The sequence below is a fragment of the Psychrobacillus sp. NPDC093180 genome (assembly GCF_044754065.1).
GTDB lineage: Bacteria > Bacillota > Bacilli > Bacillales_A > Planococcaceae > Psychrobacillus.
Genome location: NZ_JBIVOJ010000008.1, coordinates 1 through 13,254, shown reverse-complemented (window position 1 = coordinate 13,254; position 13,254 = coordinate 1). Strand labels below are relative to the sequence as shown.

General features: G+C 36.8%; 15 protein-coding genes and 2 rRNA genes. 5 read left to right on the top strand and 12 right to left on the bottom strand.

Going from position 1 to position 13,254, the window contains the following annotated elements; translation table 11 throughout:
* Positions 1 to 112: 112 nt before the first annotated feature.
* Complete coding sequence (locus tag ACIP9W_RS12980; RefSeq protein WP_400790018.1) at positions 113 to 2,275, top strand: M28 family peptidase; 2,163 nt, start codon at positions 113 to 115, stop codon at positions 2,273 to 2,275.
* Positions 2,276 to 2,306: 31 nt separating this feature from the next.
* Here ACIP9W_RS12980 and ACIP9W_RS12975 read toward each other — a convergent pair whose 3' ends face one another.
* The 4 genes from ACIP9W_RS12975 to ACIP9W_RS12960 form a co-directional block, all read right to left on the bottom strand.
* Positions 2,307 to 3,194 (bottom strand): Rpn family recombination-promoting nuclease/putative transposase, encoded by an 888-nt coding sequence (locus ACIP9W_RS12975; RefSeq protein ID WP_400790506.1) that lies wholly within the window; start codon positions 3,192 to 3,194, stop codon positions 2,307 to 2,309.
* A complete protein-coding gene (locus ACIP9W_RS12970) occupies positions 3,190 to 3,363 on the bottom strand; it encodes a hypothetical protein (RefSeq protein ID WP_400790016.1) in 174 nt (57 codons plus the stop codon). The genes ACIP9W_RS12975 and ACIP9W_RS12970 overlap by 5 nt, the downstream gene beginning before the upstream one ends.
* A 137-nt stretch (positions 3,364 to 3,500) precedes the next feature.
* Complete coding sequence (locus ACIP9W_RS12965) at positions 3,501 to 4,460, bottom strand: D-2-hydroxyacid dehydrogenase family protein (protein WP_400790504.1); 960 nt, start codon at positions 4,458 to 4,460, stop codon at positions 3,501 to 3,503.
* Positions 4,461 to 4,478: 18 nt separating this feature from the next.
* Complete coding sequence (locus ACIP9W_RS12960) at positions 4,479 to 5,213, bottom strand: sulfite exporter TauE/SafE family protein (protein WP_400790013.1); 735 nt, start codon at positions 5,211 to 5,213, stop codon at positions 4,479 to 4,481.
* 189 nt (positions 5,214 to 5,402) lie between these two features.
* On the opposite strand from ACIP9W_RS12960, the gene ACIP9W_RS12955 reads away from it, so the two are divergent.
* Together ACIP9W_RS12955 and ACIP9W_RS12950 are read left to right on the top strand one after the other, a co-directional pair.
* Positions 5,403 to 5,534, top strand: coding sequence for a hypothetical protein (locus ACIP9W_RS12955; RefSeq protein WP_400790010.1), 132 nt, complete (start codon positions 5,403 to 5,405; stop codon positions 5,532 to 5,534).
* Positions 5,535 to 5,572: 38 nt separating this feature from the next.
* Positions 5,573 to 6,175: a PQQ-dependent sugar dehydrogenase gene (locus ACIP9W_RS12950; protein WP_400790007.1), complete on the top strand. Its 603-nt coding sequence runs from the start codon at positions 5,573 to 5,575 to the stop codon at positions 6,173 to 6,175.
* On the opposite strand, the gene ACIP9W_RS12945 is transcribed toward ACIP9W_RS12950, so the two are convergent.
* Entirely contained in the window at positions 6,157 to 7,140 is a 984-nt protein-coding gene (locus ACIP9W_RS12945) for a GNAT family N-acetyltransferase (protein ID WP_400790004.1), read from the bottom strand. The genes ACIP9W_RS12950 and ACIP9W_RS12945 overlap by 19 nt on opposite strands.
* A gap of 88 nt (positions 7,141 to 7,228) precedes the next feature.
* On the opposite strand from ACIP9W_RS12945, the gene ACIP9W_RS12940 reads away from it, so the two are divergent.
* On the top strand, positions 7,229 to 8,371 hold the full coding sequence (locus ACIP9W_RS12940) for an FAD-dependent monooxygenase (RefSeq protein ID WP_400790001.1): 1,143 nt from the start codon (positions 7,229 to 7,231) through the stop codon (positions 8,369 to 8,371).
* A 29-nt stretch (positions 8,372 to 8,400) separates the two neighbouring features.
* Here the strand turns inward: ACIP9W_RS12940 and ACIP9W_RS12935 are convergent, their stop codons facing one another.
* The 5 genes from ACIP9W_RS12935 to ACIP9W_RS12915 all read right to left on the bottom strand — a co-directional run bounded on the left by ACIP9W_RS12935 (position 8,401) and on the right by ACIP9W_RS12915 (position 12,219).
* Complete coding sequence (locus ACIP9W_RS12935) at positions 8,401 to 9,093, bottom strand: hypothetical protein (RefSeq protein ID WP_400789998.1); 693 nt, start codon at positions 9,091 to 9,093, stop codon at positions 8,401 to 8,403.
* A complete protein-coding gene (locus tag ACIP9W_RS12930) occupies positions 9,090 to 9,824 on the bottom strand; it encodes a hypothetical protein (protein WP_400789996.1) in 735 nt (244 codons plus the stop codon). The genes ACIP9W_RS12935 and ACIP9W_RS12930 overlap by 4 nt, the downstream gene beginning before the upstream one ends.
* A complete protein-coding gene (locus tag ACIP9W_RS12925; protein ID WP_400789994.1) occupies positions 9,808 to 10,686 on the bottom strand; it encodes an ATP-binding cassette domain-containing protein in 879 nt (292 codons plus the stop codon). The genes ACIP9W_RS12930 and ACIP9W_RS12925 overlap by 17 nt, the downstream gene beginning before the upstream one ends.
* Complete coding sequence (locus ACIP9W_RS12920) at positions 10,683 to 11,057, bottom strand: GntR family transcriptional regulator (protein WP_400789991.1); 375 nt, start codon at positions 11,055 to 11,057, stop codon at positions 10,683 to 10,685. Before ACIP9W_RS12920 ends, ACIP9W_RS12925 begins: the two co-directional genes overlap by 4 nt.
* Positions 11,058 to 11,343: 286 nt before the next feature.
* The gene (locus ACIP9W_RS12915; RefSeq protein WP_400789989.1) at positions 11,344 to 12,219 is read right to left on the bottom strand and encodes a helix-turn-helix transcriptional regulator; all 876 of its coding nucleotides are present in this window, start codon (positions 12,217 to 12,219) and stop codon (positions 11,344 to 11,346) included.
* 146 nt (positions 12,220 to 12,365) lie between these two features.
* Here ACIP9W_RS12915 and ACIP9W_RS12910 point away from each other — a divergent pair, with 146 nt between their 5' ends.
* Positions 12,366 to 12,725 (top strand): VOC family protein, encoded by a 360-nt coding sequence (locus tag ACIP9W_RS12910; RefSeq protein WP_400789987.1) that lies wholly within the window; start codon positions 12,366 to 12,368, stop codon positions 12,723 to 12,725.
* A 261-nt stretch (positions 12,726 to 12,986) separates the two neighbouring features.
* Here ACIP9W_RS12910 and rrf read toward each other — a convergent pair.
* Both rrf and ACIP9W_RS12900 read right to left on the bottom strand, forming a co-directional pair.
* Positions 12,987 to 13,102, bottom strand: a 5S ribosomal RNA gene (gene rrf / locus ACIP9W_RS12905).
* A 59-nt stretch (positions 13,103 to 13,161) separates the two neighbouring features.
* Positions 13,162 to 13,254 (bottom strand): 23S ribosomal RNA (locus ACIP9W_RS12900); the annotation flags it as partial.

Genomic DNA, 13,254 nt, shown 5'->3' with positions numbered 1-13,254 from the left:
ATTTATAGGGTAGTATATGGTTGGTTATTATTTTTCCATATTAGTATTGCTAATATTGTATAAATATCGTTTAATTATCTAGTTATAAAAAAAACGTAAAGGAATGTGATAAATGAAAAAGCTTATTAGCTATGTAACTTTGTCGATGTTAGTCGCAATGTTATTAGTAGCGTGTACACCAAAAAATGAAACATCAAAAGAAAAAGAAGAGACAGTTCAAGAGGGGAAAATGACCACTCGAGAAGATGTAAATAGCAATTATCTTTCTGCTGTAGATGTAGATTATGCTTATAATTTCACGAAAAGTTTGGAAGAATTTAAAACCAATGAAAAACTAGGTTATCGTACTGCTGGATCTGAGGCAGAATTGAAAACTGGGGAAAAAATTGGGGAAGAAATGAAAAAGATTGGGCTTACTGAAGTAACAAAAGATGAATTTACTTTAGATACTTGGACATTTGAAAAAGCAGATTTAACTTTTACTGATGCAGATGGCAAAGAATACCTTGCTGTATTAGGAGGATATCAAACAAATTTCGATACGGATGGCGAAAAGGAATTCGAAATAATTTATGCTGGTAAAGGGACAGAAGCAGATCTAGAAGGTGTCGATGTTGAAGGTAAGCTCGTTTTAGTTGATATCAATCAACGTGAAGAATGGTGGATCAACTACCCTGCTTATCAAGCACACTTAAAAGGTGCAGCTGCAGTAATTGCTGTACAAGAAGCTGGATATTCGGAAGTGGATCCTGATGCCTTGAACGCACAAGATATTATCGGACCAGCAGATGCACCTGCGTTCTCTATGTCACAAACAGATGCAAATAGTTTAAAAGAAGCACTGAAAGCACAAGAAAATGGTACGATGACAGTTAAGTTTGACGCAAAATCTACTGTAGAGTTTGACGGAAAAACATATAACTATTATGGGAAAATTATTGGTAAAGACCCAGATTCTTATATCATTTTATCTGCTCATTATGATTCTTATTTTTCCGGTTTCCAAGATGACAACGCGGCAATCGGCTTAATGATGGGTGTTGCCAAAGGATTAGTCGATAGTGGCTACCAACCGGAAAAAACGATTATTTTTAATGCACTTGCTGCTGAGGAATGGGGAGTTTCCGATACTCGTTATGACTGGTCCACTGGTGCATACAATCAAATTTTCAATGTACATCCAGAATGGGCTGGAAAGGCTTTTGCCAATATGAACTTTGAACTTCCTGCTTATGAACATACGACACAGGATGAAATTCGTTCAGTTTATGAGCTAGATAACTATTTAACGGAATTTGCAAAGAATGTGCCAAGTGTAAATGGCGTTTATAAAGATGGAATTTCTGTTGTATCTCCACTTCGTACATGGTCGGATGACTTCTCATTTGCAATTGCTGGTGTTCCTGCACTTCGTAATGACTTCCAAGATAGTGAGTTCATGCGTTCTCATTATCACTCACAATTTGATAATGAAGATACGTACAATGAAGATGCATTAAAGTTCCACTTGAATTTATACGGATTACTTGCCATGCATTATGATGAAACGGCAGTCGCTCCACTTGATTTTACAACTCGCTTGAAAGCATTGAAAGAAGATATAAATGCAGAAGTCTTTGAAAAAGCTAAAGTATCTTCAGATGAGCTTATAAACGAAGTTGATCGCGTAATTGCAACAGCGGAAGAGGTAAATGCACGCGTTGCAAAAGTGAATAAAGACTATTTAGCCGCTCTTACAAAAGGCGATTCTGATGCAGCTAAGAAACTATATGAAGAAAGTCGTGATCTAAATAGTGGATTGCTTGCTGCATTTAAATATGCAGAGGATCAATTTGTACGCTTAACATGGGAGGATGAACAGATTTTCCCCCACACACATCCACAAAATAATATTGATAATCTAGCATTATCCATTGATGCTCTAAATAAGGGTGATATCGCTACTCCATTGGACGAGTATCTATATGCAATTGATAATAACTGGTATGCTTATGATTTCGATAAAGAAGTATTTGATTACTTCACAGACTATGTATTAGATGCACCAAAAGAAAAACTAATGTGGGGTAACGGCAGAATTGTTGGACACGAAGATTTATTTGACACAATCAATTCTTTACAAGAAAAAAGAGAACAAGCTAATGCTGATGTAACTACAGAGCTTAAGACGTTGAATGGTGCTCTAGAAAGACAAAAAGAGTTACTGAAAACTACTGTTGCCGATGAAACTGCAAGCGTAAAAGAGCTTGGTTCGATGTTAACTCAGCTAAAATAATTGAGGTAGAGCTCCTATTTAATTGGGAGCTCTACTTTTTTATTGTTCTATGACCATTTTTTGTATTTAAAATTTCTTTTATTTCCTTTAACGGAACACTAGTCGTATTAGATATTTCTTCAGCTGAAAATCCTTTGGAAATCATCCCCAGTATAATAACTTCTCGTTCCACTTTCTTGCCTTTTTCAATGCCTTTTTCCATACCATCTTCTCTTGCATCTTCTTCTCGTTGAATCTGATCTCTTAAATGAATTTCATGGGAGATGGCGATTGCCCTTGTTTCTGGATCTTGGCTTAATCTTTCTATCTCTTCAAGTGCTTCTTTAAATATTGGACTTTCCATCGCTAATGCCTCCTTCTTTTTTTTATCACTTTTCATAAATAATAACCATTTCTCTAGCTCATCCGTTTCCACTATACTAAGATTCGGAAGCTTAGATAATTCTAATACATGAATTTCTATATGTTTTGTAAAGATGGCCCCGGCTTCTTTATCTGTTAATTGAAATTTACTATGGAAATGTTTTTTTGGCAATAGATTGAAATCAGTTATGAGGATCTGTGTCGCTTTTTTTAATTGTGAGTAGGAGTTATTCACTTTATCTTGTAAAGCGTACATTTTTGCCCAATACATTAACATGCGCTCAGGTAATGCACGATGTCCTTGAACTTGCATCTCTATATTTACTTGTTCACCTCTCTCCGTTTTCACACGCATATCCATACTCGACGCCTTATCATTTGCATGCATCTTCTGCAAATTAGTATTTGTTACTTCAACTGCAATAATTGTTTCTTCTAAAACTGCATTCAAAAACTCCAATAACAAATGATTACTCGAACGGCTACTAAAAAAAGTTTTAAATACAAAATCATTTCGAAGGTCTAAAAGCTCTTCCGTATAAAGTGAAACTTCAATCAGTGGGGGTTTTCTTCATCCCCCACTGATTGTTAGTTGAACCAATCGGGCTTTTAGGGGCAGTTGATCTCCCACTTATCTTTTCGCTTTTCTTAAATCTTGAAGTGGGAGTCTTACTGCCCGTTAATGCGGGATAAACACTTTTCTCTTCCATTACAAAACTCACCATTAACTTCATCTCCTTTGTTATAACCCTAATTATAGAACGCATGTTCTTTAAACGCAAATAATTATCTAATTTTTCTTTCTATTTAATTTGACATAAAAATAAAGCTTCCAACATTTAGTTAGAAGCTCTTGTCATAATTAGTTTAATTGTCTTAGCACGAAACCAGTCAGAAATGCATGAATATCCTCCACTGCTTCGCGGTAATACGTACTGTAATTTCGTTCACTAACATAGCCTAGATGTGGTGTAGCCAGTACGTTTGGTAGAACACGGAATGGATGATTTTGTGGAAGTGGTTCTATTTCAAAAACATCTATTCCTGCCCCTGCTATCCAGTTCTCACTTAGTGCTTTTATTAATGCCTCTTGATCCACAATAGCTGCACGTGAAGTGTTGATAAGATAAGCGGAAGTTTTCATAAGCTGCAATTCTTTTGCACTTACAAGCCCTTTTGTTCGATTACTTAGTACAAGATGAATAGAAACAAAATCGCTTGTTTCTAGCAGTTCTTCTTTAGATGTCGCTAATAATACCCCGTGTTTTTCTGTTTGTTCTATCGTTAAGTTTTGGCTCCATGCAATAACTTCCATGCCAAATGCCTGTGCTATTACTGCCATTCGACTCCCTATTTTCCCCAGTCCTAATAGACCAAGACGTTTACCAAATAGATCTGCTCCAACAGTGCTTTGCCAAGGTCCATTATTTCGTAATGCTTTGTTTTCTATTGTGACTTGCCGTGCAAGATTCAATAACAGAGCCCAAGTTAGCTCGGTTGGTGGTTCCGACCTACTTGCCGTACCACAAACCGTTACTCCGTGTTTTGTTGCTGCGACGAGGTCTATTGCTGCATTTCTCATACCAGATGTGATAAGTAATTTGAGGTTTGGAAGTTTTTCAAACAAGGATGCAGTAAAAGGCGTTCTTTCACGCATAATAACAACAATTTCAAAATCACTAATAGCCTTCACCAAATGTTCTTCACTTTCAAAATGATTGTTAAATGATTGCACGTCTACCTTATCTGAAACACTGGACCAGTCAGCTAACTCTACTGCTATATTTTGATAATCATCTAATATTGCACACCGAAGCTTCATCAAATATTCTCCTCCTCATTATTTCAAGTAGTCAACCATTATTTGCACGATCAATAGCACTGTTACTACTCTCAGTAGCGGCTTAATATGCTGAGATTTTAATTTGCGTGCTAAACGTACCCCTAACTGTGCCCCCACAATTGCTCCGGCCATTAATGCAATAGTCAGCGGCCAAATGATTTTACCAGTTGATATATACGTAATGGACGCTCCAAAGCAACTTGCAAAAACACCAATTCTGGATAAGCCTACCGCTCGGATATACGCTATTTTTTGACTAGCATACATATACATTGCAAGCGTGCTGCTCCCCGGTCCAAACATCCCGTCATACATACCAATTCCAAGTAATGCCGGACCAATTTTTTTATTGATATGCAATGATTCAGTCCCATCAAAGTTTCCGCTACTCATAAAAGATGTAACGAATGCAAAGCTAAGTAATAAAATTGCAATGATTGTCAGCACTTGCCCACTTAACAAAGAGGCAATCAGCCCACCTAAGACACCACCACCTAAGCAAAATGTGATAACCGCCAATGCTTCTTTCCCGGAAACTTCTTTCCGTTTAAAAATAACAAGGAAACTAGTTAAAGAACTAACTGTATTGGAGACTTTGTTTGCTCCAATTGCCGAATGCACGGGCAAACCCATGAGTAACATTGTTGGTAAGCTGATAAGTCCTCCGCCTCCCACTAATGTACCAACAACATTCCCAGCAACCCCTACAATAAAAAAGAGGAATAATTCCATCAAAAAGCCTTCTTTCTTTTCGTACTATGTGTAATTTCAGCATACTCCTCTATGCGTAATAAGTAAATTCGATAGTAATTATAGTTTCCTATTTGAAATACTTATCATTATGGAAAAGTAGAACATGAACACGTCGAGCTCTCTGATGATTTATCTCATGCCTCAGAAGCTGGACTACTAGGTTTCGTCTTGAAGGCTAATTTTAAGGATTCACAAGAAGCATATGCTTATTACACATACGATCTGAATGGAGAGGCATTCAATAGAGTTGTAACGATTAAAGGGAAAACGATGGCTGGTATGAAACGACTATCCATCTAGATGCGATACCTACAGGCAATATCCACCATGGCGGCCGTTTGGAAATAGGTCCCGATGGTTTACTTTATGTAACGATTGGTGATGCCGGAAATCCTGACTATGCACAAGATACTAATTCTCTTAACGGAAAAATTTTACGCATGAACGAAGATGGTTCCTTCGACATTTTCTCAAGTGGACATCTAAATCCACAAGGACTTGCTTGGAACGAAGATGGAATCCTTTATGAAGCAGAGCATGGTCAATCTGCCAATGACGAGACTAATCGTATCGAACATGGAAAAAAATATGGATACCCGATCATACAAGTAACAGAACAAAAAGAAGGGTTAGAAACACCTATTATAACTTCCGGAGATAATGAAACCTGGGCTCCCTCTGGTATTACATTTCATAAAGGAAAACTGTATGTTGCTACACTACGCGGTGAAGCAATAAAAGTAATGAATGTATCTACAGGAAAAGTGGAACGCACTATTGCCGGATTTGGAAGAGTTCTAGATGTCTATTCTGATGGGAAGTCCCTATATTTTATTACGAATAACACAGATGGTCGCGGTAAACCTAGCAAGGAAGACGACGTATTGTACAGAGTGAATGACTACCCCCCTATAACAGGGGGCTATATCATTCGTTTGTAACGCAATGAGCTAACATTGTCTTCTGGATTGCTTTCATAAGCCTGTTTTTCCAGTTGAAAAATGAACCCTCTTGCTTCATAAAAAGGTATAGCGAGATTATTTCCTTTTGCAACAGACACCCATTGTTCTTGTGCTTTGTATTGTATACGCTGAATACCGGTAAAATAATGAAGTAACTTTGTACCAATACCTTGTCCGCGTTTTGTTGGATCTAAATAAAGTACATATATCTCCGCTATACCTTCGTCGTCTACTCCTCCGCCTATTGCTCCGACAATTTGATCGTTCAGCAAAGCAACGTAGTATCCATTCCACTCTAGACTTGTAGCTATGATTTCATCTTGAATTCGTGCTGCTGTATAGTATTTCTCAATAATTCTTTCTATGTATTCTGTGGTGTATAACTCTTTATATGTATTCCACTGAGCCGCCACGCACACATCCACAATACCTTGTTCATCTCCAGGAAGTGATTGTCGGATTATTAGTTTATCTAGCTTCAGGCACATAGCAATCTGTATACCCGATCTTCCAGTAAATCGTTTCCCTTCATCTATAAATCCAGCTTTTATATAAAGGGACTGTGCTGCTTTATTTGCTTCATTAACACCTAGTACGATTTGCTCTATTTGAGGAAAATGGTCTTTTATATAGGGTGAAAGGAGAGCCATTGATGACTTAGCAATCCCTCGGCCTTGATATTCGGGATGAATCGAGTATCCTCTTAGTAAAATGCTCTCTTGTTGATCGGTGTAATGGAATTTATCATCCCCCGTATCTAGCACAAAAAAACCTGCAACTTGTTCCTCTTCCAATATAATAATAGGCGAGTATGTAGTTATGTTAGAGCAGCGTTTTAATAGTTCAAGTGGATGACCAGTAAATCCTAATTGTTCTTCTGTTAGCGGATAATCTTCTAATGCAGTTCGAAAGTTTTCATCATATGCTACAAGTTTTATCACCATAATTCCCCCAATTATTGGTTTTATATTAGCATAACACAAGTTTTCTTTATAATCTGATAAACTAATGATACAAAAGGAGCTGAGGGGTATGAAAATTGCAATTATCGGTGGTGGAATCGGAGGGCTTTGTGCTGCCGTAACTTTACAAAAACAAGGGTTTTCCGTAAACGTATACGAAGCAGCATCGACATTTCAACCCGTTGGCGCAGGTATAGGAATTGGGTCGAATGCCATGCAGGCTCTTATGAATATTGGTGTCGGTGAAAAAGTTTTTACAAACGGAAATGTTTTACACACGCAAGTTTTTCTAAATGCCAAAGGACGGCTACTAAACTCCATCGACTTTTCTTTACTTAAAGAAAGGTTTGGCCAAGAGAACATTACCATTCATCGAGCAGACTTACATGGTTCATTCCTAGAAGCACTTGAACCAAATACGGTTCATTACAATAAAAAATGCGTGAATGTGATGGATTGTGGAGACCAAGTGAGTGCTTATTTTGAAGATGGAACAGAATTAACTGCAGACTTACTTATCGCAGCAGATGGCATTCACTCGACTATTCGAAAAAAACTTGTACCAAATTCCGAGCCGCGCTATTCCGGCTATACATGCTGGCGTGGGATTACAGAAAACAAAGGAAAAGTAGACGAGTTTACCTCTACTGAAATTTGGTCAACGAACGGTCGATTCGGTATGGCTCCGATGAAGGATGGGCGAGTCTATTGGTTTGCATGTATCAATACACGAGAGAAAGACCTTTTTTATCAACATATCGAAAGAAATGAAATTGCCAACCTATTTAAAAGTTTTCCAAAAGTAGTACCAGAACTAATCAGAGAAACACAACCTGAACATATTCTTCACCATGACATATACGACATTAAACCTTTGCACCAATTTATCTTTGGTCGTATTGTATTACTCGGGGACGCTGCTCATGCCACCACTCCAAATATGGGACAAGGCGCAGGCCAAGCAATTGAGGATGCGATTGTGCTCGGAAACGCATTTCAGCAGTTCACTGACAATGAGAAAGCACTTGCCTTCTACGAAGAAAAGCGGGTAGCACGTACTGCAAAAGTGATTAATCTATCTCGGCAAATCGGCGTAGCGGCTCAGTTTCGTTTCCGCTCACTTGCCAGTACTCGTGATTTTTTGTTCCCATTTCTCCCATCTAAATTGCTATTACGTCGTTTAAAATTTTTATTCGATGTGAAGTTAAAATAAAAGTGCCTCGCTTCAGAAGGCACTTTTGTTCAATAAAATTGTAATCCATCTTTATCTATCACATTGATATGTTTTGGGACTTTTAAGTATATATATGTGTGGCCTATAACACGTCTTTGCTCCCAGGCATCCAAACTATTAACAGTTGAAAAGAACGTTAGTTCATTTGTAAAACGATAATATGTTCTTTTTTTCTGAGGAATGGCTGTCAATATTAATTGATTGTCTTTTACTTCAAGAGTAGGTAATGGAATTTCCTCTCCCATATTTATACCACCCATGTATGAAAATGTCCTATATATTTTAGCTTCCACCAATTGTTCCTTTGAATCCAACCATTCGATGTTCATAAGTAAATCAGAGCCGTTTGAAATTACTTCCAATGTATCTCCTTCTAATTTTTTTGTCCATTCTTCTATCAAAAATTTGGAATCAAGTTTACTTTCCTCATTGTTTTCAAAAGCTTGCTGAAATACATTATTTTCGTTTACAAAGGTTGTATATTCTTTTGAAGTCAACGCTTCCTCCCCATTTGTTTGAATAGCTTCATACACAACAACTGCCAATAAAAGAAGACCCACATAAATACAAAGTATCCACTTATTCGATCGCTGCGCCCAATTGATACGATTCGATGTGCTCTTTGCCAGCCGAAGTAGCCGCCATATAATGAAAAGTATACCGAGTATAGGCAAAATGGATAAAATACCAAAGTTACTCATCGTTTGACCTCCAATCGATTAGAGCTGAGCATCGCTAGTACAAAGAAAATAATGGCTACACAAACAAACTTGAAATTCAAAACGAATAAAGAGCCATTATCAGCGAATATGAATTGAAGAATCATTTGACCAGTCTTCGTAGTAGGTAATGTAATAATTAAAACAATTAACAAAAACATATACGCCCTATGAATATAAACGAGTGTTCCCCATAAATATCCTCCTGCAGAAATCATTAGTATTAGACCTACCATTAATCCCATACTTGCAATCGAACTAAGCGGATCATCTATAATACTTCCACTTTTCACATAACCTACATCGTTAAAAAGAGGTACCACGAGGCGTAAAATATAATGAGATAAAAAAGTTGTTACACCTGCAAATACACTCATTATAATAAGCACAATAATATTGGATAAATTATTGCTGATACCATTTGTGACAAACGAAAAATTGGTTTTTCGATATCCTTTTGTTGTAATAACATTTCCCAAAAATAAGGCCCAAATCGAAACAAATATTATAACAGTATCTGCTGTAATCCACACAATTTGAAAGTCTGTATTGTTAAAATTCGTACTCATAGAACTTGTTCCATTCATTGAGAGTATAAGTCCAAGTATCTGCACTACAATAAGCGATACGAGCGTACCCAAATAAGCATTCATCTTATACTTCACTTGCGTCTTAACTACTTCTCCTAAATTGCTATTACTTAAAAACATCATCTATTCCCCCTTTCCGTTCACTCGTCACATACATACAAACTTCACTAGCAGACACTGGTTGAATCTTTACTCCCTCTATTACAGGCACGTCTTCTCTTCTAATCACTACATACTTCCGCTGACTATCCAATTGCTTTACATGAAGAATTTCCTTGCCGGTAGTTAACTTTTCTACTAAATCAGTTGGTCCTTGAAGCGCAACTGCATACTCTTTTATTTCTTCTAGTGATTGATGAAAAATAACTTTCCCTTTATGAATAAGTAAAATATCCTCCAACAAATGCTCCATTTCAGCTAAATGATGGCTAGAAATCAAAATGGAGCGAGGATGCGCTATATAATCTTTCAAAAGCGCTCGGTAGAAATCTGATCGAACCGCTTCATCCATCCCATTCGTAGGTTCATCAAACATCGTCAACTCACAACGTGTTGCCAACCCAAAAATCATATTAAAAGTTGCCCTATTACCTTTAGATAATCTGGAATGCAGTTGTTTTGGATTCAATCTAAAATATTTAAATAAATTATTCGCAAGCTCAGTATCCCATCTTTTATAAAAATCCGGTGCCACCTCTAATATATCTGCCAATGTTAATGAATCCGGAAAGCTCATTTGATCATCTACTAAAATACTGTTTGCTGATACACGCAAATTATTAAATGGGTTATTCGAAAACACTTGAATATCCCCAGAACTTTTTCTAATAAAACCTGCTAAGATTTTTAACAATGTGGTCTTCCCAGCACCATTACGTCCGATTAAACCGGTAATTTTTTTCTCTTCTAACTGAAATGTAATATCTTCAAGTGCATTCAATCGCTTATAACGCTTTTTTAGATTTTGGCAATCAATAATTGTCACTTTTGTTCCTCCTCACATTTCTTTATTAGCTGAATTAGTTCCTCTTCAGTCACAGAAAGCCGTCTTGCTTCATGAACAAGCTCTCTTGCCATTCGTGTTAAAGTTTCGCTGCGTCTCTTTTCAAGAATCATGTTTTTCGCTTCTAGCGCTACGAACATGCCTAATCCTCTTTTCTTATATAAAATATGTTCTTCTACAAGTATCGTTAAACCCTTTGCTGCTGTAGCGGGGTTAATGTTAAAGAGCTCTGCTAATTGATATTGCGAGTATACTTTTTCATCGCTAAGAAATCGGTCGGCAATTATTTCATTTTCAATCCATTCCGCTATTTGCATATAGATGGGTTTCGTGCTATCTGTATTCAAATCCAATTAGCTGTCCTCCTTTCTATGACAATCAGTACATTAGTGATGTAATGTAGTATATATGAAATTCATAAAAAAGTCTATCCTATTAATACAGAAAGCCACATTCATAAGAATGCGGCTTTCTGTATTAATATATAGCTGTCTTGGGTTCTTACACATTTAGCATGTTTAAAACATCTTTTATCCAAAGGTAAATCCTATTTCCTAAGAAAAATTTCAATGCTATTATAAGCACAAAAATCATTACAGTAACAGATACTCCAACAATGCTTCTTGTTCTACTACTCATTTACATTTCAAACTCCAGTTCAAAATTTAAGTTAACTGGCTTATTTGGCATATTTTCAGGCATCATCATATTCGTTGAAGGTGTTTTTTCATCTACTTCGACCAAAGTAAATTCATCCATCCATACTTCTCCAGCACCTTGAAGCATAACACCGAAATAGATAGCCCCTGCATTTACTGGAATGTCTAATATGACACAATAATGATTCCAAGCAGTCGTACCTTTAATAGGACGATTTTGCATATTATCAAATTGCAGAGTATCCCCATCTTTTCCATCTACTCTCATCCACAATCCTGCTGAATTCTCCACATCTTTCGTTTGGATAAAACAAGACAGCTTCACGCGCTTTCCAAGCCATTCTTTTGCATTGAACTGCTGCATAACTGTACCGAACTCATCTTGCATAACTTGTCCTTTAGATCGTAATTGTCCAGATGCATTTCCTTTCAGAACATTTTCCAAATCTCTTCTCATTTCATAACGCTCACTATTCGTACCACTTAAAAACCAACCTTCCATCTTCTCTACCTCCTGCTGATTTTCTTCTTGTAATAAGGTTCGCATTAGCCTTCGATACTTTCCTGGCGGTAATCCATACACCTTGCGAAATGCTCTTGTAAAAGCTTCCTGTGATTCAAACTGATAACTAAATGCAATGTCCAATATTCGAGTATCACTGTAAATAAGTTTGGTTGCTGCACTCGTTATCCTTCTTTGTCTTACATATTCATGAAGTGACATGCCAACATGCTCTTGAAACATACGGTGAAAATGATAAAATGAATATCCTGTAAATTGAACAATTTCTTCATTTTTTATGGACTCGTCTATCTTTGTTTCTAACCAGTTTAATGTCTCTTGAATGATATTCACTGGCCCATCACCTCCTCTATACTTATCTTAATAGTTCTAGTTATTGTTATTTTGATATTTTTTGCGAAATTTTCGATTAATATAAATAGTATAAAGGATTTTTCTAGTTTATAGAGAATTTGTAAAAGGAAGTGGAGGTGGTAAAGATGAAGATTGGACAAATTGCAGTTAATGTAGATAACGTAGAACGAGCTGTCGAGTTTTATCGAGATGTATTAGGATTGCCTTTGCTATTCGAAATGAATGGATTAGCGTTTTTCCAGTGCGAAGATACAAGATTATTATTGAGTAGACCGGAATCGGAAGAATTTAACCATCCAAGTTCTGTATTGTATTTTAAAGTAGATAATATACAAACAGAAGTAGCTCAAATAAAAGATGGAGGGGCAACATTCATAGATGAGCCACATATGGTTGCTAAAATGGGGAATACCGAAACTTGGATGGCATTCTTCAAAGATACTGAAGGCAACACACATGCTTTAATGAGTGAAATATCTAGTTAAGGATCCCCTTTTTTATGGGGGATTTTTTGTTTTATAAGTAGACTTTTTATTGATCTGATCGATTATTCTTTAAGAAATTAAACATATTAATAATATAATCAAATGTTAATTTATTTTTACAACGTAATTGAATATTAAAATTCAATTTTGCTTGATATTATTGATGAAAAATGTCGTTATTTCCTGGGAAATGTCGTTTGCTGTTTTTTTTAAAATATAAAAAAAGCCGCTACCGATAACTCGGTAACGACTTTTTTATTTGCCCAGCGACGTCCTACTCTCACAGGGGGAAACCCCCAACTACCATCGGCGCAAAAGAGCTTAACTTCCGTGTTCGGTATGGGAACGGGTGTGACCTCTTTGCCATCATCACTAGACGATGAGTGTTTGTTCACTCAAAACTGGATAAACAGACATTTACTACAGATAAATACATTTGGTTAAGTCCTCGATCGATTAGTATTCGTCAGCTGCACGTGTCGCCACGCTTCCACCCCGAACCTATCTACCTCATCGTCTTTGAGGGATC